General features: G+C 72.3%; 15 protein-coding genes. 5 read left to right on the forward strand and 10 right to left on the reverse strand.

Translation table 11 applies throughout. The annotated features are described in order from the left end of the window. Window positions 1-548: 548 nt before the first annotated feature. From DZF91_RS17295 to dxr, 5 genes are all read right to left on the reverse strand, one after another. Window positions 549-2,171 carry an alpha/beta hydrolase gene (locus DZF91_RS17295; protein WP_117358492.1) on the reverse strand — a complete coding sequence of 541 codons (1,623 nt, stop codon included), beginning with the start codon at window positions 2,169-2,171 and terminating at the stop codon, window positions 549-551. Between the two features lie 281 nt (window positions 2,172-2,452). After that, on the reverse strand, window positions 2,453-4,069 hold the full coding sequence (locus DZF91_RS17300; RefSeq protein WP_158587962.1) for an alpha/beta hydrolase: 1,617 nt from the start codon (window positions 4,067-4,069) through the stop codon (window positions 2,453-2,455). A 365-nt stretch (window positions 4,070-4,434) separates the two neighbouring features. Then, the gene (ispG, locus tag DZF91_RS17305) at window positions 4,435-5,628 is read right to left on the reverse strand and encodes a flavodoxin-dependent (E)-4-hydroxy-3-methylbut-2-enyl-diphosphate synthase (RefSeq protein ID WP_268915948.1); all 1,194 of its coding nucleotides are present in this window, start codon (window positions 5,626-5,628) and stop codon (window positions 4,435-4,437) included. Window positions 5,629-5,733: 105 nt separating this feature from the next. Beyond that, window positions 5,734-6,921 carry a M50 family metallopeptidase gene (locus tag DZF91_RS17310; RefSeq protein ID WP_117358494.1) on the reverse strand — a complete coding sequence of 396 codons (1,188 nt, stop codon included), beginning with the start codon at window positions 6,919-6,921 and terminating at the stop codon, window positions 5,734-5,736. 48 nt (window positions 6,922-6,969) lie between these two features. Next, complete coding sequence (gene dxr, locus DZF91_RS17315) at window positions 6,970-8,157, reverse strand: 1-deoxy-D-xylulose-5-phosphate reductoisomerase (RefSeq protein WP_235834362.1); 1,188 nt, start codon at window positions 8,155-8,157, stop codon at window positions 6,970-6,972. A gap of 306 nt (window positions 8,158-8,463) precedes the next feature. On the opposite strand from dxr, the gene DZF91_RS17320 reads away from it, so the two are divergent. After that, window positions 8,464-9,519: a peptidase gene (locus DZF91_RS17320; RefSeq protein ID WP_199486701.1), complete on the forward strand. Its 1,056-nt coding sequence runs from the start codon at window positions 8,464-8,466 to the stop codon at window positions 9,517-9,519. Between the two features lie 176 nt (window positions 9,520-9,695). Further along, a complete protein-coding gene (locus DZF91_RS39855; RefSeq protein WP_158587963.1) occupies window positions 9,696-10,616 on the forward strand; it encodes a trypsin-like serine peptidase in 921 nt (306 codons plus the stop codon). Window positions 10,617-10,666: 50 nt separating this feature from the next. On the opposite strand, the gene DZF91_RS17330 is transcribed toward DZF91_RS39855, so the two are convergent. Then, window positions 10,667-12,073: a sensor histidine kinase gene (locus tag DZF91_RS17330; protein ID WP_117358496.1), complete on the reverse strand. Its 1,407-nt coding sequence runs from the start codon at window positions 12,071-12,073 to the stop codon at window positions 10,667-10,669. Window positions 12,074-12,309: 236 nt separating this feature from the next. Between DZF91_RS17330 and DZF91_RS17335 the strand changes: the two genes are divergently transcribed. Then, on the forward strand, window positions 12,310-12,591 hold the full coding sequence (locus tag DZF91_RS17335) for a hypothetical protein (RefSeq protein ID WP_199486703.1): 282 nt from the start codon (window positions 12,310-12,312) through the stop codon (window positions 12,589-12,591). Between the two features lie 294 nt (window positions 12,592-12,885). Here the strand turns inward: DZF91_RS17335 and DZF91_RS17340 are convergent, their stop codons facing one another. Both DZF91_RS17340 and DZF91_RS17345 read right to left on the reverse strand, forming a co-directional pair. Continuing rightward, entirely contained in the window at window positions 12,886-14,238 is a 1,353-nt protein-coding gene (locus tag DZF91_RS17340) for an extracellular solute-binding protein (RefSeq protein WP_117358498.1), read from the reverse strand. A 322-nt stretch (window positions 14,239-14,560) separates the two neighbouring features. Beyond that, window positions 14,561-14,905: a hypothetical protein gene (locus DZF91_RS17345; RefSeq protein ID WP_117358499.1), complete on the reverse strand. Its 345-nt coding sequence runs from the start codon at window positions 14,903-14,905 to the stop codon at window positions 14,561-14,563. A 450-nt stretch (window positions 14,906-15,355) separates the two neighbouring features. Here DZF91_RS17345 and DZF91_RS17350 point away from each other — a divergent pair, with 450 nt between their 5' ends. After that, complete coding sequence (locus DZF91_RS17350; RefSeq protein WP_117358500.1) at window positions 15,356-16,861, forward strand: phospholipid carrier-dependent glycosyltransferase; 1,506 nt, start codon at window positions 15,356-15,358, stop codon at window positions 16,859-16,861. Here DZF91_RS17350 and DZF91_RS17355 read toward each other — a convergent pair. Together DZF91_RS17355 and DZF91_RS17360 are read right to left on the reverse strand one after the other, a co-directional pair. Beyond that, entirely contained in the window at window positions 16,797-18,296 is a 1,500-nt protein-coding gene (locus tag DZF91_RS17355) for a CoA-acylating methylmalonate-semialdehyde dehydrogenase (RefSeq protein ID WP_117358501.1), read from the reverse strand. The genes DZF91_RS17350 and DZF91_RS17355 overlap by 65 nt on opposite strands. After that, a complete protein-coding gene (locus tag DZF91_RS17360) occupies window positions 18,293-19,597 on the reverse strand; it encodes an aspartate aminotransferase family protein (protein WP_117358502.1) in 1,305 nt (434 codons plus the stop codon). Before DZF91_RS17360 ends, DZF91_RS17355 begins: the two co-directional genes overlap by 4 nt. 218 nt (window positions 19,598-19,815) lie before the next feature. Here DZF91_RS17360 and DZF91_RS17365 point away from each other — a divergent pair. Then, a partial coding sequence (locus DZF91_RS17365) for a PucR family transcriptional regulator ligand-binding domain-containing protein (protein WP_199486702.1) occupies window positions 19,816-20,803 on the forward strand: 988 nt, incomplete at its 3' end.

The raw sequence follows: 20,803 nt of genomic DNA on the forward strand, positions 1-20,803 counted from the left end.
GCCGGGTCCGCGGCCGCGGCCGTCGCGGCGCCGCCGACGCCGAGCGCCGCGGCGGTCGTGATCAGGAGGAGCTTCTTCACCAAACCCCCTCGGCCGGGAAGCACCGCACCCCTCGGGGGGGACGTCTGGGGGCGGTCCCCGGCATCGCTCCGTAAACAGTTAGGCAGATTGTGGTGTTTGTTCAGGTTCTGGCGGGAGAGCCCGTTGTGAGTAGATACAAAACCGTGACCAGAACGCGGGAACACGCTGCGCGCTCCAGACGTCACGCCACCGGCCGCCCGTCCGGCCCGTCCACGCCGCCTACCGGGCGGAACACCGCCCGATCCGTCCATGGGCGAGCAGGGCGGACGGACACGGCCCCCGCCGAAACGAATCCGACGAGGGCCGCCACGTCACCAGCCGTCCGAGCACGGCCATCCGAACACGGGCCGTGAACACCGGCCGTGAACACCGGCCGTGAACACCGGCCGTGAACACGGGACGCTCGAACGCGGGATGCTCGAACACGGGACGCGGCGCCGCCGGGAGGACGGCGCCGCGCCCGCCGCCTACTTGGCGATGTCCAGGCCGAGGCCCTTGACCGAAGCGCCCGTGAGGCCGTTCGCCGGAGGCGTCGGGTCACCGGTCGACTTCACGTAGGTCAGGCCCTTGGCCGGACGCTTGCCGGTGAGGAAGTAGGTGTCCCACACGGCGTCCACGGCCGGGTTGCCGCGGTGCACGATGCAGTGCGTGCGGCCGTCGGACTCGACCAGCATGCGCGAGCCCTTCAGCGCGCGGTGCAGCTCCAGCGCGCCCGGGTACGGCGTCGCGGCGTCGCTGGTCGCGTTGAACATCATGATGTTCGTCGGCAGCTTCTTGACGTGCCGGACGTCCACCGGCTTGCCGGCCTTGGCGGGCCAGAACAGGCACGGCGCGTTGTACCAGACGTTGCTCCACGTCTCGAACGGGTGCTTCTTCTGGATCTTGTCGTTGTCGCGCTGCCACTTGGCCCAGCTCTTCGGCCACTGCACGTCGGTGCACTGGACGGCGCTGTACCCGAAGTAGCTGTTGTCGTCGGACTCGCCGGTGGTCTGGCCGCCGAACGCGCCCGCGAACGTGGCCGTGTCGCCCTTCTTGTAGGCGGCCAGGCCGTCCGCGATCGGGAACCAGTAGCTCGGCAGCCGCCGGTAGGCCGCGTTCTGGGCGTTGTCGGTCAGCGAGTCGGACGTGACCGCGAGGACCTCGCCGGACTCCGGGTCCTTCCAGAAGACCGGCTTCTTGGCGAGCTTGCCGCGCAGGTTGTAGAAGAACGACCGGACCTGCTTCTGCGTCGTGCCCAGGTGGTACACCTTGTCCCACTTGGCGAGCCAGCCGAAGAAGTAGTCCATGTTCCGGTCGAACCAGATGTCCTGCTGCAGGTTCGCGTCGTACCAGACGCCGCTCGGGCCGATGTTGCCGTCCAGCGCCATGCGGCGGACGTTGCCCGGGAACAGCGCGGCGTAGACCTGGCCCAGGTAGGTGCCGTAGGACGCGCCGTAGTAGTCGATCTGCCTGGCGCCCAGGGCGCGGCGGATGGAGTCCACGTCCTTGGCCGAGTCGATCGTCTTGTCGTGGTTCAGCAGCCCGATCTTGTCGGCCTTGCCGCACGCCTGGGCGTACCCCTTGACCTTGGCGAGCCAGATCCGCTCCGACTGGGGGTCGCCCGTGCCGTAGTCGGGACGCGGCTCGAGCTGGTACTTCAGGTCGCACCGGATGGCCGGGACGCTGTGCCCGAGACCGCGCGGGTCGAAGCCCACGAAGTCGTAGGCGTCCTGCATGGCCTTGGAGCTCTGGTTGAACACCCGGCCGCCGAAGTAGGCGCCCGCGCCGCCGGGGCCGCCCGGGTTGACGACCATCTGGCCCTTGGCCGGGCCGGAGCCGGTGTGCGGCGTGATGGTCACCTCGAGGGTGATCTTGGTGCCGTTCGGCTTCGCGTAGTCCAGCGGGACGCGCAGCTCGGCGCACTTGATGCGCTTGGAGCCCTGGGCCTGGGCGGTGTCGGTCGCCGACACCGACTTGACGATGTCGGCCGCGCAGGCGTGCCAGGCGAGCTTCGACGCCGGTTTCGCCGCCCCCTGGTCGGCTGCGGCGGCCGTGCCGAGCCCGGCGAGCCCGAGGCCGGTCACCGCGGCGACCGTGACGAGTCGTTTCACGGACCACTCCTCCTTCGGACCCTCGCGATCGAGAGCCCTGAAATGGACGTTCCGAGCGATCTTCGTCAATGCGACATATAGGAAGTCAGCCGCCAAATTATGCTGTGACCACTCCGAAACGGGGCCGTGATCCGATCGAGATCGGCGCCGCGCAGAAACCGGGGGTTCAATCGGCCTTTCCGGGTGACCCGAAAAAGGGACCGGGCCCCGCCTCCGAGGAGGCGGGGCCCGGCGGGAAGACGTCGCTCACCTGCGCGCGACCGTCTGCCTGACGACGCCGTCTACTTGATGACGTCGTTCAGCACGCCACCCGCGGCGGCGCTGCGCACCCCGGCCGGAGGGGTCGGGTCGCCCAGCTGCGGGACGTGGACGGTGCGCTTCGCCGGCAGCTTGCCGGTCAGGAAGTACGCGTCGAAGTAGGCGTCCACCGCCGACGAGCCGCGGTGCACGATGCAGTGCGTGCGGTCGCCGTCCTGGACCACCAGGTGCGAGCCCTTGAGGCGGCGCTGCATGTCCAGCGCGCCCTGGTACGGGGTCGCGGCGTCGGCGGTCGCCTGGAACATCAGGATGTTCTTCGGCAGGTTCTTGACCGCGCCGACGTTCACCGGCTTGCCGGCCTTGGCGGGCCAGCCGAGGCACGGCGAGTTGAACCAGACGTTGCTCCAGGTCAGGAAGGGAGCCTTCTTGTTGACCCGGGTGTTGTCCGCGTGCCACTTCTTCCAGCTGGTCGGCCACTGGGTGTCGGTGCACTGGACGGCGTTGTAGACCGCGAAGGTGTTGTCGTCCACCGGACCGCTCGTCGGGCCACCGTAGGTGTCGACGAAGGTCGCGATGTCGCCCTTCTTGTAGGCCGACAGGCCCGACGCCATCATGTTCCACATCGAAGCGCTGCGGCGGTACGCGGCGTTCTGGATGGTGTCGGTCAGGCTCGCGGAGCTGGCGGCCAGGCTCTTGTCGGCCGAGTAGACCGGCTTCTTGGCGAGCTTGGCGCGCAGACCGTAGAAGAAGGAGCGGACCTCCTTCTGGGTCTTGCCCAGGTGGTACACGGAGTCGTACTTGGCCACCCAGCCGAAGTAGTACTCCATGTTGGTGTTGAAGGCGTAGTCCTGGTTCAGGTTGGCCTTGTACCAGACGTCGGACGGGCCGACGACGCCGTCCAGCACCATGCGGCCGACCTTGGTCGGGAACATGGTCGCGTAGACCGAGCCCAGGTAGGTGCCGTAGGAGGCGCCGTAGTAGTCGAGCTTCTTGTTCCCCAGCGCCAGGCGGATGGAGTTGAGGTCCCGCGCCGAGTCGGTGGTGCGGATGTGGTTGAGCAGGCCGATCTTGTCGGCCTTCTTGCACGCGGCGTCGTAGGCGTAGGTGCGCTTCAGCCAGATCTTGACCGACTTGGCGTCACCGTTGCCGTAGTCCGGGCGCGGCTCGTTGTTGTAGCTCGTGTCGCAGCGCAGGGACGGCTTGCTGGCGCCGACGCCGCGCGGGTCGAACCCGATGACGTCGTAGGCGGCGCGCATCGCCGGGGAGTTCTGCGCGAACACGCGGGGGCCGAAGATGCCGCCCTCGCCGCCCGGACCGCCGGGGTTGACGACGATCGAGCCCTTGGCCTTGCCGGAGCCCGTGTGCGGGGTCTTCGTCACGAACAGGCTGATCTTCTTGCCGTGCGGCTTGGCGTAGTCCAGCGGAACCTGGAGCTCACCGCACTGCACGATCTTCGAGACCGGGAAGATCGGGTCGTAGTTCGCCGCGACTGTCTTCACGAAGTCGGCGGAGCATGCGTGCCACTTGACCTTGGACACCTTGTAGGCGTCGGCCGAGTCCGTGGCGGCCGAGGCGGCGGTGGCGCCGAGGGCGCTGACGCCCAGGCCGGCCGTGGCGGCCACGATGACGAGTCTCTTCACAGACCACTCCTCCACACCGGACCCACCAGTGGGTCCGGTTCACGGTGATTCGCCCGAAATCTTGGCGATCACAGTGGTCGCAGAGGTAGCCCAACGACGCTGATCGTTGTTACATGGTTGCTCTTTCGTGACTTTTGCCGCTTACATGAGCGAAAGGTAAATACCACCGAGAATGCGACAAGGCCCCCGGGTCATCACCCGAGGGCCCTGCGATGCGCGCGCGGCCGTCCGCCACGCCTGTGTGCCGCGTAGCCAGCCGTCCGCTACGCCTGTGCCGCGTAGCCGTCCGCCACGCGTGTGCCGATGTGCCGTCCGGCTACGTGTGCCGCGCAGCCTCCGCTACGCGTGTGCCGTGAGGTGGTCGGTCAGCCGACCGTGACGGTCGCGCCCGGACCGCCGACCGAGCCGTCCTCGCCGATCTCGACGCCCATCTCGTCGGCGATGCGCATCGCCTCCTCGATGAGGGTCTCGACGATCTGCGCCTCCGGGACGGTCTTGACGACCTTGCCCTTGACGAAGATCTGGCCCTTGCCGTTGCCGGACGCCACGCCGAGGTCGGCCTCGCGGGCCTCGCCCGGGCCGTTCACGACGCAGCCCATGACGGCCACCCGCAGCGGGACGGGGAAGTCCTTCAGCCCGGCGGTGACCTCCTCGGCCAGCGTGTACACGTCCACCTGGGCACGGCCGCAGGACGGGCAGGAGACGATCTCCAGGCCGCGCTGCCGCAGGCCGAGCGACTCCAGGATCTGCGCGCCGACCTTGACCTCCTCGACCGGCGGGGCCGACAGCGACACCCGGATCGTGTCGCCGATGCCCTGCGCCAGCAGCGCGCCGAACGCGACCGAGGACTTCACCGTGCCCTGGAACGCCGGGCCGGCCTCGGTGACGCCGAGGTGCAGGGGGTAGTCGCAGGCGGCGGCGAGCTGCCGGTACGCCTCGATCATCACGACCGGGTCGTTGTGCTTGACGGAGATCTTGATGTCCCGGAAGTCGTGCTCCTCGAACAGCGAGCACTCCCACAGCGCCGACTCGACCAGCGCCTCCGGGGTGGCCTTGCCGTACTTCTCCAGCAGCCGCCGGTCGAGCGACCCGGCGTTCACGCCGATCCGGATCGGGACGCCGGCGTCCTTGGCCGCCCGGGCGATCTCACCGACCTTGTCGTCGAACTTCTTGATGTTGCCCGGGTTCACCCGGACCGCGGCGCACCCGGCCTCGATCGCCGCGAACACGTACTTCGGCTGGAAGTGGATGTCGGCGATCACCGGGATCGGGGACTTGCGGGCGATCGCCGGCAGCGCCTCCGCGTCGTCCTGCGACGGGACCGCCACCCGGACGATCTGGCAGCCGGACGCGGTCAGCTCGGCGATCTGCTGCAGCGTGCTGTTGACGTCGGCCGTGAGCGTGGTGGTCATCGACTGCACCGAGACCGGGGCGTCGCCGCCCACCGGCACGCTGCCGACCATGATCTGCCGGGACTTGCGACGCTCGCCGAGCGGCCAGGCCGCCCCGGCCTCCCCGTCGCCGCTCCGGATCGTCGGAATACCCAGTGAAACGCTCATCCCACTCCTTCACGCTCTCGCCCCTCCAACCCTAAGCGCACGGGGCGGGTGGCATGACGCGGTCCGGTGACGAAGTCGGTCACTGTTTGTAGCCATTCGGTGTCATCAGGGTATCTGGAGGGGGTTGAGCAGGTCCGCGACCATCAGGAGCACCCCCAGCCCCACCAGCAACAGGATCGCCAGATAGGTGACGGGCATGAGCCTGGTCATATCCACCGGGCCGGGATCGGGCCGTCCGCGCGCCCGCGCGGCCCGCGCCCGGAGCCGTTCGTAGGCCACGACCGCCAGGTGGCCGCCGTCCAGCGGCAGCAGCGGCAGGACGTTCAGCGCGCCGAGGAAGACGTTGACCGAGACCACCAGCTGCAGGAACAGGAACGCCTTGTCGCGGCCCGTCCCGTGCGAGGAGAAGATCTGCCCGGACACCTCGGTCGCGCCCACCACGCTGCCGACCTGGCCCCCCGGGGTCTGCGACCGCTCCGGCGAGAACAGCTTGGGCAGCGCGGCGGGAAGATCGACGACGACCCGGCCCACGCCCTGGACCATGGCGCCGAGCGTCCGCCCCGCGTATCCGGCGGCGGCCACCGGGCCCCGCCGCTCGTACCGCCGCCCGACGATCTTGGACGAGACGCCGACGAACGAGGCGCCGCCGACGTCCGCGAGGGTGACCGTCACGGTCGTCCGGGCCGTCCCGCGCGCGATCGCCATCGGGACGGCCTGCCCCGGACGCGTCGCGTCGAGCGCCTCGCGGAACCGCGTCCAGTCGGCGACCGGCGTGCCGCCGACCCGCTCGATCCGGTCGCCGGGCCTGATCCCGGCGGCCTTCGCCGGCGACTCCGGCCGCCCCGCGCACGACGCCGACGAGCGGGAGGGCACGCAGTCCGCGACGGTGTCGACCGTGTTGCTCGCCGTCCCCGGGTGCAGCTCCCCGAGCGTCATCGCCATGACGGCCAGCAGCAGGAAGGCGAACACGAAGTTCGCCACGACGCCCGCCGAGATCACCACGGCACGGCGCCCGGCGGGCTGCCGGTAGAAGGCCCGCTCGCGGTCCGCGGGCGGGACCTCCTCCAGCGGCGTGTAGCCGACGATCCGGACGAACCCGCCGAGCGGCAGCGCCTTCACGCCGTACTCGGTCTCGCCGCGCCGCCGGGACCACAGCGTCGGGCCGAACCCGACGAAGTACTGGGTGGCCTTCATGCCGAACCGCTTGGCGGTCAGCAGGTGGCCGCCCTCGTGCAGCATGACCGACACCAGCAGCGCCACGACGAAGGCCGCGGCGCCGAGGAGAAAGGCCATCCGGTGGGCCCCCTTCGGACGGTCGCGCCGCCGGGGGCCGCTCCCCGGTCAGCCGGTCTCGGTCAGGGCGCGGGCGCGCTCCCGGGCCCACGCGTCGGCGGCGAGGACGTCCTCGACGGTGAGGTCCGCCGGACGGTCGTCGCGGGCCGCGTGCTCCTCCACTACCCGCGCGACGGTGTCGACTATCCCCAGGAAGGACAGGGTTCCGGCGCGGAAGGCGTCCACGCACTGCTCGTTGGCCGCGTTGAACACCGCCGGGAACGTGCCGCCCTCGGTCCCGACGTGCCGGGCCAGCCGGACGGCCGGGAACGCCTCGTCGTCCAGCGGGAACAGCTCCCAGGTGTGCGCCCGCGTCCAGTCCACGCCGGGCGCGGCGTCCGGGACGCGGTCCGGCCACTGCAGGCCGAGCGCGATCGGCAGCCGCATGTCGGGCGGGCTGGTCTGGGCGAGGGTCGAGCCGTCGGCGAACTCCACCATGGAGTGGATGTAGGACTGCGGGTGGACCATGACCTCGATCCGGTCCATCGGGACGTCGAACAGCAGGTGCGCCTCGATCACCTCCAGCGCCTTGTTCACCAGGGTCGCCGAGTTGATCGTGATGACCGGGCCCATGTCCCAGGTCGGGTGGTTCAGCGCCTGCTCGACGGTGACGTCGGCCAGTTCGGCGCGGGTGCGGTCGCGGAACGGGCCGCCGCTCGCGGTCAGCACCAGCCGCCGCACCTCCTCGGCCCGGCCGCCGCGCAGGCACTGCGCGAGCGCCGAGTGCTCGGAGTCGACCGGGACGATCTGCCCTGGCCGGGCCCGCCGCTTCACCAGCGGGCCGCCGACGATCAGCGACTCCTTGTTGGCGAGGGCGAGGGTGCGGCCGGCGTCCAGCGCGGCGAGCGTGGAGGCCAGGCCGAGCGCGCCGGTCACGCCGTTCAGCACCACGTCGCAGGGGTGCGCGGCGACCTCGGCGACCGCGTCCGGCCCGGCGACGATCTTCGGGATCGGGTACTCGCCGGCGCTGAACCCGCGCCGCTGCGCCTCGGCGTAGAAGGCGAGCTGGAGGTCCTGCGCGGCGGAGGCGCGCGCGACGGCGACCACCTCGGGGCGGAACTCCAGGGCCTGCTCGGCGAGCAGGTCCACCCGGCCGCCGCCCGCCGCCAGGGCGGTCACCCGGAACCGCCCGGGGTTGCGGCGGATCACGTCGAGGGCCTGGGTGCCGATCGACCCCGTGGAGCCGAGCAGCACCACCTCGCGGAGCGTCGTTCCGTCGGGAGCTCCGCCGGCGGCTCCGCCGGGCGTTCCGTCGGGGTTTCCGGCCGGGTTTCCAGTCGCGGTCGCAGTCACCGTCCCATTGTCGGCCATCACCGGCCACGCCGCGGACGGCCCGGACGGAATCCGCGCGGGTCCGCCACATGCCCGAACGCGGAAACCCGCCGACCACCCCTGACCAGCTTTGTCCAGTTATGCCACTGCATGAGTAAGCACACCCGGCTTACCGTCCGCTCGCGGGCCACCTCCGCATCCCCGGCTCCACCCCCGACTCGAGGAGACCCGATGGGACGCATCCCTCACCGCCCCACGCCCCGCCCGACCCCCCGCCGCATCGTGCTGACGCTGCTCGCCGCGTCCGCCGTCGTCCCGCTCGCCGCCGGTCCCGCGCACGCCGACCCGGCTCCGACCGCGCCGCGGCTCCCCTACCCGACCGCTCCCCACCCGACCGCCCCGGACCCGACCGCGCCCCTGGCCCCCGGGCCGACCGCCCCCGTCGTCCACCCGCTGGCGACCACCGCCGCCGCCCAGCGCGCGACGCACGACTTCTGGACGCCCGAGCGGATGCGATCCGCGACCCCGATGGACGCCCTGACCAGCAACAAGAAGATCTCCCCCGCGCAGGTCGCCAAGGGCGTGCCCGCGGTGATCCAGTACTCCCAGCCGAACGGCGGCTCGGCCTGGACCGGAGGCGGCGCGGTCACCAAGACCGCCGGCCGCGTCTTCTTCACCTACCAGGGCAGGACGGCGTCCTGCTCGGGCGACGCCATCACCAGCAGCAACAAGAGCGTCGTCGTCACCGCCGGGCACTGCGTCAAGCTGAACGGCGCCTGGCACACCAACTGGACGTTCGTCCCCGGTTACAACAACGGCAACGCGCCCTACGGCACCTGGACGGCCGCCAAGACCCTGTCCACCCCGCAGTGGACCGCCAGCGAGGACATCAACTACGACGTCGGCGCGGCCGTCGTCGCCCCGCTGAACGGCCAGCGCCTCACCGACGTGGTCGGCGGCCAGGGCATCGCCTTCAACCAGGCGCGCGGGCAGGTCATGTACGCCTTCGGCTACCCGGCCGCCTCGCCCTACGACGGGACCAAGCTGATCTACTGCTCCGGCTCGGTGATCGACGACTTCCTGACGAGCAACGACCAGGGGATCGGCTGCAACCAGACGGGCGGCGCGAGCGGCGGCCCGTGGTTCCTGAACTTCAGCGAGTCCACCGGCACCGGCGTGCAGAACTCGGTGAACAGCTTCAAGTACAACTTCCTGCCGAACTACATGTTCGGTCCGTACTTCGGAACCGACGCCCAGAACCTCTACAACACCGCCCAGTCGTCCTGACGGCGACGTTCTTCTCCGTCCGTCTTCTCCATCCGTCTTCTCCGTCCGTCTTCTCCATCCGTTCGCCCTGACGGCGTGCCCTCGCCGTCAGGGCGGGCGCGAGGTCCGGCACGTCGCGCCAGGCGATCACTCCAAGTGACCGTCCGCGCGCGGTCCGTCCTGGGAGACTGCGGGCCATGCGCCCCCGCCTGCTGGCTCCCGCCGCCGCGCTTCCCGCCTGCGCCGTGCTCCTGACCGGGCCGCCCTCGGACGTCGGCGGGCCGGGCCTTTGGTGGGCTCCGTGGTCGGGAGGGGTCGCCGTCCACGAGGTCGCCGCGTCCGCCGCCGGACGCGCCCTGGCGCACTGGCCGGTGCTGCGGACGGCCGCCTCGGGCACCCCGTCCGCGCACGTCGCGCGGCTCCGACCGGCCCCCGGGTATGGCGGCGGACGCGCCCGGCCCGTCGGCGGCCTCGTCGCGCGCACCACGGGCAAGGTCTTCTTCAGTTACCGGGGACGCGACTTCATGTGCTCGGGCAGCACCGTCCGCAGCGCGAACCGCGACCTGGTGGTGACCGCCGCGCACTGCCTGCGGCCGGACCGGCGCGGCTGGGCGGACGACTGGACGTTCGTGCCCGGCTACACCGGCGGACGGGCGCCCTTCGGCGTGTTCACCGCGCGCAGGATGCTCGTCCCGGACTCCTGGTCGCGCCGCCGGGACGGCGACTCCGACGTCGGCATGGCGGTCCTCGCCCCGCGGGCCGGGCGCCACGTCGCCGACGTCGTGGGCGCGCAGGACATCGCGTTCGGCGGCCCTCCACGGCGGCGGACGCTGGTGTTCGGCTACCCGGTCGCGCCGGGGCCGGACGGTGAGCGGCCGGCCTACTGCGCCGGGCTGCCGGTCCCCGACCCGCGCGGCGAGACCCGCGGACGAGGGGTCCGCTGCCGGATGGCGCGCGGATCGAGCGGCGGCCCGTGGCTGGCCCGCTTCGATCCCGCGACCGGCGCGGGCACGCTCGTGGCGGTGACCAGCTTCCGGTACTCCGACGACCCGACGACGCTCTACGCCCCGCCGTTCGGCCGGACCGTCCGGACGCTCTACGCCCGGGCCCGGCGCTGATCCCCGGCCCGCCCGCCTCCCGGACGGCGCCGCGGCGACGGGACGCCCCGTCAGCCGGTGTCGGCCAGCGGGAGCGACATGACGAACGCCGCCCCGCGGCCGGACACGGGCTCGACGGTGAGCGTGCCGCCGTGCCGGACGGCGATCTCCCGCGCGATCGGCAGCCCGAGCCCGCTCCCCCCGGCGTCGCGGCTGCGCGCCGAGTCCAGCCGGGTGAACCGGTCGAAGATCCGCTCCCGCTCGTCCGGGGGGATGCCCGGGCCGTCGTCGGCGACCGTGAGCAGGGCGCGGCCGTCCGCTGCCCGGACCTCGACCGACACCTCGGAGACGGCGTGCCGGTCCGCGTTGGCCAGCAGGTTCAGCAGCGCGCGGCCGAGCTGGAGCCGGTTGCCGAGGACCATGACGTCCGGCTCGACGTCCATCACCACCGGGACGCGCGACACGTGCCGTCCGTCCTCGGCCCGCACCAGCCCGCCGAGGTCCATCAGCTCGCGGCCGGGCTCCACGCCGGAGTCCAGCCGGGCCAGGGCGAGCAGGTCGTCGACGATCCGGTGCAGCCGGTCGGCGTCGCGCAGCGCGCCCCGCACCGTGTCCATCAGCTCGGGGTCGGCGGGGTCGTCCAGCGCCAGTTCCAGCCGGGCGCGCAGGCCGGTGAGCGGGGTGCGCAGCTCGTGCGAGGCGTCGGCGACGAACTGGCGCTGCTGCACGACCGCGCGCTCCAGCCGGTTCAGCGTCGCGTTCACGGTGGCGGCGAGCCCGGCGATCTCGTCCCCGCTGTCCGGGACGGGGACGCGCCGGGACAGGTCGGACGCGGTGATCTCGGCGAGCCCCTGCTCGATCCGGCGGACCGGGCGCAGCGCGCGGCCGACCGCCCGCCACACCCCCGCCGCGACCAGCGCGAGCACCGCCGCGCAGAGCGCCCCGAGCGCCAGCTCGGCGGCCGGGCTGCCGATGAACCAGGGCTCCGGGACGGCCGCGTACACCATCACGTCGCCGTAGACGGAGATCACCTCGTACCCGACCACGACCGCGCAGCCCTCGCCGACGCGCCGGTCGCCGCAGATCCGCACGTCCACGCGGGTGTCGCGGGCCACCGGCCGCCGGGTGGTCATCGGCGCGCCGGCGAGCCCGGCCGACGCGGCGAGCACCCGGTCGGTCCGGGCGTCCACGACCTGGATCGCCACCGAGCGCCCCTCGGGCGGGACGGGATCGGCGAGCCGGTGCGAGGTGGCGGTGACGGCGACGCGCCGCGCGGCCATCGCGGCGTCGTCGTGCACCCGCGAGCGGGCGACCCACTGGAGCAGGAACCCGGCGGCGGCCACCAGCAGGACCAGCAGCAGGCCGGTGCCGAGCGAGGCGGCCCAGGTGACCCGGGCGCGGATGGAGCGCGGGCGCGGCGGCCGGACGCCTCTCCGCCGAGGCGCTCCCTCCGCAGGCGCGATCGCCCCGTCCCGCATGCCTCCTTTCTAAGCGGGCACCGTCCAACAACCGGCAAAGCGCGGTCCTCGCCCGCGCCAGCGGGGGACGCGCTTTACCGGATGCCGACGAGCGCAACAGAACTCGACACGGCAAGGTGGGAGATCGCCGCACAAATGCTTTGCCGCCACTTGCACCCGGCGTATCCGATACAACACAATCGGCGATCTATAACTGAAGTTACGTGATCCCGACTCCCGCCACGGGGGGAATGGCAATGGTTCCGCAGGGCGAGCTGAGGTTCGATCCCAGCGCGCTGAGCGCCGCGCAACGCGAGGGCGACGCCTGCGTCGTCTGCCACAAGAAGTGGCCGCGTCCGCGCGTGCGCGTCGGTCGCCTGCCGGACGGCCGGGAGGTGGTGGCGTGCGACGACTGCGCGCCCGTCCTGCCGGTCCCGCGCACGCGGCCGGGAACGACGCGGGCCGACGGAGAGCGGGACACGGATGCCGAAGGACCGGTGGTGGAACCGGCGTCGGCGACGGCGGCGGCCTTCGAGTAGGCCGCCTCCCACTGGAGATCTCTCCAGGAGAGGGTGACCCGGAGATTCGGGGGGAGATCCGGGCCACCCCGCGAAGGCGCGCCCGACTGGGGGCGGTCGGGCGCGCCACCCCTCCCCCTTGCGCTCTCCGTCGGCCGCCCGTTCTCCGTCGGCCGCCCGTTCTCAGTCCGCCGCGTTTCCGGTCTTTCAGCAGAACGGCGGCCTGTTCTCCAAAGCCTCCGGCTTTCACGGAATTTCCGGCGCGGGTTCGCGGAACCCGGTCACTCCTTGGGCCGGATCACTCCTTGGGCCTGGTCACGCCTTGGCGGCGAGGACCTCGTCCCAGCGGCGGGCCCACTCGGTGTAGTCCGTGCAGACCGCGTCGCCGCCGTCACCGCCGCCCTTGGCGCACGCCTTCGCCGGTGTGTGCGCGAACAGCACCCGGTCGATGAACTCGCGGTCGCCCACGTGGTAGGCGTTGCAGAACGCCGCCTTGAGCCGGTCGCCCGAGCACGCCTGCGGGTTGGCGGGCGCGACGCCGTTCCACTCGGCCACCTGCTGCTGGACGTCCGGCGAGGCCGTCCACTGGAGCCACTGGTAGGCGCAGTTCGGGTGCGCGGCGCGGGCGCCGACCATCCAGGCGGTCATCCACCCCGACACGCCGTCGGACGGCCCGACGCCCTGCACCGGACGGCCCGCACGGGTCAGCACGTCCACCTGGTAGGGCCACGCCGCGCCGAGCACCGCGTTGGTGACCTGGCCCTGAAGGTTCGGGCGGCCACCCGCGAACAGGCCGACCGCGTCGGACGTCTGGCTCCAGTACTGCGCGACGTACGGGCGCTGCCGCTTCAGCAGCCGGACGGCGGCGTCGAGCTGCTTGGGGGTCAGCGAGTACGGGTCGCGGATCTTCAGCGAGCGCTGGTGGGAGCGCAGGTACAGGGCGGCGTCGGCGATGGTCAGCGGGGAGTCGCGCATGACGACCTTGCCCGCGTACCGGCGCACCTGGGCCGGGTCGAACAGCGCTCCCCAGCCGGTCGGCGCCTGCACCTGCTGGGTGTCGTACATGATGAGGTTGAAGCCCCAGGTGAACGGCACGGCGTAGGACTTCGTGCCGTCCTTGCTCCGCAGCAGTCCGCGCAGCTTCGGCTCGAGCCTGCGGTAGCCGTCCACCAGGTCCGGGTTGACCGGGGCCACGTCGCCGTCGGCGACGAGCTGCCCGGCGATCTCCGGCGGCGCGGCGACGCCGTCGTAGCGGCGGTCCTTGTTGTGCATGAGGTCGCGGGCCTCCTGCGGGGTCCGCACGACCCGCCAGCCGACCTTGCAGCCGGTGCGCTCCTCGAACGGGGTGACCCAGTCGACCCGGGGGTCGCTGCCGCCGTTCTCCATCTGGCCGGGCAGGGTGACCAGGCTGAGCGAGCCCTCGCCCTTGCCGAGCGCGGTCGCCATCCGGACGGTCCCGGTCTCGTGCGACTCGGAGCTGCACGCCGCCGCCAGGGAGAGGGCGACGCCCGCGGTCAGCGCCGCCGCCGTCGCGCGCGTCCGCAGGCGGCCCGCCGTCCATGCCGTCCATGTCCTCGGAGTCGTCCATGCCGTGCGCGTCGCCGTGCGCGTCGTTCCGGCCGTCAACGCCGTCCGCGCGATGCGTCCCGCACCGGTCCACCGCAGCATGTCGCTCCCGCTCCCCGTCCGCCGTCCGGGGAAACTTTACCGCCGCGCCGCCCGCCTCCGGACGGCCATTACGTCGGGCCGTCCGGGCGACCGGGGCCCAGGCGATCGGAACGAACGCGCCCGCGCACTTTATTCGGCCTTTTGAGCGGGGCATTGACGGGGCGTTCGGAGAATGTGAAACCGCCGCGACCCGGGAGGCAGTGGGTGCTGGCGTCCGCGCCACACACGGAGGTTGCTGGAGAGGGATATGGCGCGGGCTACTGCCTTTTTCCTCGGGCCGCGGCGGCACCGGTGGGGCGTGGCGAGGTTGGGGAACAGCGGATCACCTTGCAGTGCTGCCTGGCCACGCGGTCACCGGTCCCCGGCGAGGCGGCGACGGTGTGACGCCCTCGAGACGGAGGAGATTCGAGGGACGCCGCGCGTCCCGCCGGAGGTCGCGGGACGGCCGGGGGCCGCCCGTCCGCGGGTACTGCCTGCGGTCGTTGTGTTGGATCACCTCGATCCGTGCGATGAGCCTGCGCGGGGTCTCGGCCTCGACGAAGTCCCCGATGTCCAGGGGCCGCGGCGGCAGCGCCCACCAGTGGCCGGTGAACGGGCCGAACCAGACCGTCCAGCCCGGAAAGCGCCGGGAAAGCGCCTCGACCTCCGCCGAGTGGTCGTCAGTCATCGGGTGACCTTCCTGCCGGCGCGGTTCCGGAGTGCGGAGACGCCTGTCGGGCCGTGACCTTTTTCAATTCCGTCCCCTTTAATTGGGACAGTTCAGATTGTGTCCCCCGTCACAGTGCCAGTCAATACTTGTAGCTATTATTTGTCGGGGCGCGAAAGGCGAAAATTGACGACGGAAACATCCGGGCGGCAGAAAGTCCCGTGGCCCCGACCTGCGGCTTCGCCGGGCGGGCGGCGGGGCGCCCGGAGCGCCCGCCCGCGGGATCATCCGGTGCTCACCCACTGCTGCGCGCCGTTCACCGCGGGGACACCCGGCGCGCCTAGCGTGGGCGGCCCTGTGACCGACGACACCGCACGCGACCGCCGCCCGCCGGGCGAGCAATTCGCGAAATTTTCAGCTATCTGGGCGATTCCGCGCCGAGTGTCCGCGCGGACCGCGCCCCGGCCGCGCATGTCGCGGTGGGGTCCGCCCCTCCGGCGGCACGCGCTGTTCCTCGTCGCGCTGGCCGGCGCGGCCGTGCTCCGCTGGACGGCCCTGCGCGCCTATCCGTCCGGCCTGTGGTTCACCGGGGACTCGTACTTCTACATCGGGCACGCGCTGAACCCGCGCCCCTCCCCCACCCGCACCACCGGCTACTCGATGCTGTTGTGGCTGCTCAGACCGGCGCACAGCCTGTACCTCGTCGTGTTCGTGCAGCACGTCCTCGGGCTGGCCGTCGCCGTGATGCTGTACGCCCTCCTCCGGCGCGCGCGTCTGCCCGGCTGGGCGGCCGTCGCGGCGTCCCTCCCGGTGCTCTACGACGGCTACCAGGTCCAGCTCGAGCACCTCGTCATGTCGGAGACGCTGTTCACGTTCCTGCTGGTCGCGGGCGTGACCGTGCTGCTGTGGCGACCGCTCGGGCCGGACCGGGCGCGGCCGGGCTGGAAGCAGGCGGTCGCCGCCGGGGCCCTGATCAGTGCCGCGACGCTCGTCCGGTCGGCGGGCGCCCCGCTCGTCCCGCTGCTGCCGCTCGGACTGCTGCTGTGGCGCGGCGGCTGGCGGTCCGCGCTGGCCTTCGGGACGGCCGCCGCGGTCCCGCTGCTCTCCTACGCGTTCTGGTTCCAGCAGGCCAACGGCACGTTCGCGCTGACGACCAGCGACGGGATCTTCCTGTGGGGCCGGACGGCGAACTGGGCGTCCTGCGCGAAGATCCGTCCACCCGCCGACGAACGGGACCTGTGCCTGCCCGCGGACGTCCAGGCCAAGCGCATCCCCCCGGGACGGCTCGACTGGATCAGCACGATCCCGCCGCGCCGCCGCTGGCGGTTCGTGGCCGCGCCCGAGGCGAACAGGACGCTGCGCGATTTCGCCCTGCGGGCGATCCTCGCGCAGCCGCGCGCGTACGCGACCGACGTCGTCCGCGGGATCGGCTACACGTTCGAGAACCGGCGGCGTCCGTACCCGAACGGCACGACCGAGATGCTGTACCACTTCCGGGACCGTCCGCAGATCTTCCCCGGCGGACGCGGCTGGAGCGGGCGCGGCGGGACGGCCCTGGGCGACATCCTCGCCTACACCGACGACGGCGCCCCCAGCCGGGTGAACGAGCCCGAGGCGCGGCGGATGATCGCCTACCAGCGGAACGTGCACCTGCCCGGTCCCGCGCTCGCCGCGGTCTTCGCGCTGGGCGCGGTCGCGGCGCTGCGGCGCGGCCGTGCGCCCCTGGTGGCCCTCGGCACGGCGGTCACGCTGCTGGTGTTCCCGATCGCGACCGCCGACTTCGACTACCGGTACGTCATGCCCGTCCTGCCGTTCGCCTGCCTGGCGGCGGCCCTCGTGTTCGCGCCCCGGAACGGCGACGGCCCCGGCGGTGCCGGGGCCGTCCACCGGTGGATCGCCCACCGGGCGCGGGTCAGCCGTTGGTGGGGAAGCCCAGGTTCACGCCGCCGTGCGACGGGTCCAGCCAGCGGGCCGTGACCGCCTTGGTGCGGGTGTAGAAGTGGACGCCCTCCATGCCGTGGGCGTGGCTGTCGCCGAACAGCGACGCCTTCCAGCCGCCGAAGGAGTAGTACGCCATCGGCACCGGGATCGGGACGTTGATGCCGACCATCCCGACCTCCACCTCGTTCTGGAAGCGGCGCGCCGCCCCGCCGTCGTTGGTGAAGATCGCCGTCCCGTTGCCGTAGGGGTTGGCCGCGACCAGCCGCATCGCCTCGTCGTAGGAGCCGGCGCGCGCGACCGAGAGGACCGGTCCGAAGATCTCGTCCTTGTAGCAGTCCATCTCGGGGGTGACGTGGTCGAGGACGGTCGGGCCGAGCCAGAAGCCGTCCGCGCCGCCGCCGAGCACCGGCGTCCCGCGCCCGTCCACCGCCAGCGTCGCGCCCTGCGCCACGCCGCTGTCCAGGTAGGACGCGACCTTGTCCCGGTGCGCGCGGGTGACCAGCGGACCCATCTCGGACTCGGGGTCGTCCCCCGGACCGATCCTCAGCTTGGCGACGCGCTCCTTGATCTTCGCGACCAGCTCGTCGCCGACCGGGTCCACCGCGACGACGACGGAGATCGCCATGCAGCGCTCGCCCGCCGAGCCGAAGCCCGCCGAGACGGCCGCGTCGGCGGCGAGGTCGAGGTCGGCGTCGGGCAGGACGACCATGTGGTTCTTCGCGCCGCCGAGGGCCTGCACGCGCTTGCCGGTGCGCGCCGCCGTCTCGTAGACGTACCGCGCGATCGGCGTGGAGCCGACGAAGCTGACGGCCTTGACGTCGGGGTGCTCCAGCAGGCCGTCCACCGCCGCCTTGTCGCCGTGCAGGACGTTGAACACGCCGTCCGGCAGCCCGGCCTCGGACCACAGCTCGGCCAGCCGGACCGCCGCCGACGGGTCCTTCTCCGACGGCTTGAGCACGAAGGTGTTGCCGCAGGCGATCGCCACCGGGAACATCCACATCGGCACCATGGCCGGGAAGTTGAACGGCGTGATCCCGGCGCAGACGCCCACCGGCTGGAGGATCGAGTACGCGTCCACCCTCGAGGACACGTTCTCCGAGAAACCGCCCTTGAGCAGGTGCGGGATGCCGCAGGCGAACTCGACGACCTCCAGGCCGCGGGCGACCTCGCCCGCCGCGTCCGCCACGACCTTGCCGTGCTCGGACGAGATCAGCCGGGCCAGCTCGTCCCGGTGCGCGTGGACGAGCTCGCGGAACCGGAACAGGATCGAGGTCCGCTTCGACAGGGACGTGTCGCGCCAGCCGGGGAAGGCGTCCCGCGCGGCGGCGACGGCCGCGTCCACCTCGGCGGACGAGGCGAAGTCGACGCTGCCCGAGACCGCGCCGACCGCCGGGTCGTAGATCTCGCCCCGCCGCTCGGCGGCGCCCTCGAACGGCTTGCCGTTGATCCAGTGGGTGACGTGCTTGCTCACTTGCCGGCCCCGTTCACGGTTTCCAGGGAGTCGATCAGGATGGCCAGGCCCTCGGCGGCCTCGGCGTCGGACAGGGTCAGCGGCGGGGCCATCCGGACGGTGTTGCCGTACAGGCCGCCCTTGCCGACCAGCAGGCCGCGCTCGCGCGTCGCCTCCATGACGGCGGTCGCCAGCTCGGGGCTCGGCGCGCCGGTCTCCGGGTCGGCGAACTCGATCGCGAACATCAGCCCGCGGCCCCGGACCTCCCTGACGAACGGGAAGCGCGGAGCCGCCTCCTTCAGGCCGCCGATGATCGTGGCGCCCTGCCGCCGGGCGTTCGCCTGGAGGTCGTGGTCCAGGACGTAGTCGAGCGTGGCGTTGGCGGCGGCCGTCGAGATCGGGTTGCCGCCGAACGTGGCGAGGCCGACCGCGTGCAGGCCGTCCATGAGGTCGCCGCGCGCGACGACGCCGCCGATGGCGAAGCCGTTGCCGAGGCCCTTGGCGAAGGTCATGGCGTCCGGGGTGACGCCGTGGTTGCCGATGCCGAAGAAGCTGTCGCCGGTGCGGCCCCAGCCGGTCTGCACCTCGTCCGAGATGAACAGGATGCCCTGCTCGTCCAGGACCTCCTTGTACGCGGCGAACAGCCCGTCGGGGGCGGCGGTGAACCCGCCGACGCCCTGGATCGGCTCGGCGATGAGCGCCGCGACGTCGCCGCCGGTCGCCGTCGCGAGGACGTGCCGCAGGTCCGCGACGCACGCCTCGATGTACTCGGCGTCCGACATGCCCCTGAACTGCGGCAGGTGCCGGTCCGCGCCGTGCAGGAAGTGGGTGTTCAGCGGCGAGTAGGAGTTGTTCTTCCAGGCCCGGTTCGAGGTGACGCCGACCGCCCCGAACGAGCGGCCGTGGTAGCTCTGCCGCATCGCCAGGACCTGGTCGGTCCGGCGCGCGTACGTGGCGAGCAGCAGCGCCGTCTCGTTCGCCTCGGTTCCGGAGTTGGTGAAGAAGACCTTGGCGTCGGGGATGCCGGACAGCCGGGCGATCTTCTCGGCCAGCTCGACCTGCCCGCGCAGCAGGTAGGCGGTCGAGGTGTGCACGACGCCGGTGGCGAGCTGCCGCTCGACCGCCTCGCGCACCTCCGGCACGTCGTAGCCGATCATGTTCGTCAGGATCCCGACGAAGAAGTCCAGGTAGGTGGTGCCCTCGGCGTCGGTGACGCGGCTGCCCTTGCCGCCGACGAGCTCGATCGGGCGCCCGTAGTTGAGCGCGAGCCACGACGGCATGACCGCGCGGTGGCGCTGGAGAAGCGAGGCGTGTTCGGACATGCCCTCATCCTCGGGCGCGGCCCGGCGGCGCGGCTACCCGCACAGTGTCAACATGCGCGCCGAAGTATTGACGTCCTGGCAGTCGGATTGTCACGATATCCGCAGCCGGATCGGGGGCTCTGTCACCGATTCCGCATTTCGGCGCCGCTTTCCCGGCCTACACGATGTAAGTGGCCGGACGTCCCCGGCTGACACAGTGTCGGATACCATCGGGGCCGATGCTTCCCACCGTCGCCGACGTCCTCCAGCTGGAGGCGGTCCGCCGCGGCCAGCCCAGAGTGGTCGCGGGCGCGGACCGCCTCGGCAACCGCGTCCGCTGGGTGCACGTCGCCGAGGTCGCCGACATCGCCCACCTGCTGCACGGCGGCGAGCTGGTGCTCACCACCGGCATCGCCCTGCCGGACGAGCCGGAGCGGCTGCGCGTCTACATCGCCGAGCTCGCCGAGGTCGGGGTGTCCGGGCTGATGGTGGAGCTGGGCCGCCGGTACGCCGCCGAACTGCCCGCCGCGCTGCTGGCCGCCGCCGAGGAGCACGGCCTGCCGGTCGTCGTCCTCGCGCACGAGCCCGCCTTCGTGGACATCACCGAGTCCGTCCACGCCCGCATCCTGCAGGACCAGTTCGCCGAGCTGCGCGCGTCCGAGCAGCTGCACGAGATCTTCACCCAGCTGTCGGTCGAGGGCGCGTCCACCGAGGAGGTCGTCCGGCAGGTCGTCGCGCTCTGCGGGCACGCGGTCGTCCTGGAGAACCTCGCCCACCAGGTGCTCGCGATGGACTCCGGCCCGCGCGACCCCGCCGAGCTGCTGTCGGCCTGGGAGACGCGGTCGCGGGCCGTCCGGCCGCGCAACCGGACCGCCTTCGACGAGGCGTCCGGCTGGCTGGTCACCACGGTCGGCGCGCGCGGCGAGGACTGGGGACGGCTGATCATCACGCTCGGCCGGCCGCCCACCCCGCGCGAGACCGTGCTGATCGAGCGCGCCGCCACCACCCTCGCGCTCGGCCGCCTGCTCGACCGGCACGCCGAGTCGGTGGAGCGCCAGGCGCACCGGACGATCATCGCCCGGATCCTCGCGCACTCCTACTCCGACCCGCAGGAGGCCGCCGCCCGCGCCCGCGCGCTCGGCGTGCCGCTGTCGGGCCGGCGGCTGCTCGGCGTCGTGCTGCGGCCCCGCACCTCGCCCGCGCCGACCTCGCCGGTCGTCGCCGGGG

Origin of the sequence: Actinomadura logoneensis, assembly GCF_003428695.1 — a bacterium.
In the GTDB taxonomy this organism is placed as follows: domain Bacteria; phylum Actinomycetota; class Actinomycetes; order Streptosporangiales; family Streptosporangiaceae; genus Spirillospora; species Spirillospora logoneensis.

Bases quoted from the DNA above. Each gene is read 5' to 3' on its own strand.
- ispG (WP_268915948.1), bottom strand. From the start codon at position 5,628: ATGAGCGTTTCACTGGGTATTCCGACGATCCGGAGCGGCGACGGGGAG.
- DZF91_RS17310 (WP_117358494.1), bottom strand. From the start codon at position 6,921: ATGGCCTTTCTCCTCGGCGCCGCGGCCTTCGTCGTGGCGCTGCTGGTG.
- DZF91_RS17320 (WP_199486701.1), top strand. From the start codon at position 8,464: ATGGGACGCATCCCTCACCGCCCCACGCCCCGCCCGACCCCCCGCCGC.
- DZF91_RS39855 (WP_158587963.1), top strand. From the start codon at position 9,696: ATGCGCCCCCGCCTGCTGGCTCCCGCCGCCGCGCTTCCCGCCTGCGCC.
- DZF91_RS17330 (WP_117358496.1), bottom strand. From the start codon at position 12,073: ATGCGGGACGGGGCGATCGCGCCTGCGGAGGGAGCGCCTCGGCGGAGA.
- DZF91_RS17335 (WP_199486703.1), top strand. From the start codon at position 12,310: ATGGTTCCGCAGGGCGAGCTGAGGTTCGATCCCAGCGCGCTGAGCGCC.
- DZF91_RS17340 (WP_117358498.1), bottom strand. From the start codon at position 14,238: ATGCTGCGGTGGACCGGTGCGGGACGCATCGCGCGGACGGCGTTGACG.
- DZF91_RS17345 (WP_117358499.1), bottom strand. From the start codon at position 14,905: ATGACTGACGACCACTCGGCGGAGGTCGAGGCGCTTTCCCGGCGCTTT.
- DZF91_RS17350 (WP_117358500.1), top strand. From the start codon at position 15,356: ATGTCGCGGTGGGGTCCGCCCCTCCGGCGGCACGCGCTGTTCCTCGTC.
- DZF91_RS17360 (WP_117358502.1), bottom strand. From the start codon at position 19,597: ATGTCCGAACACGCCTCGCTTCTCCAGCGCCACCGCGCGGTCATGCCG.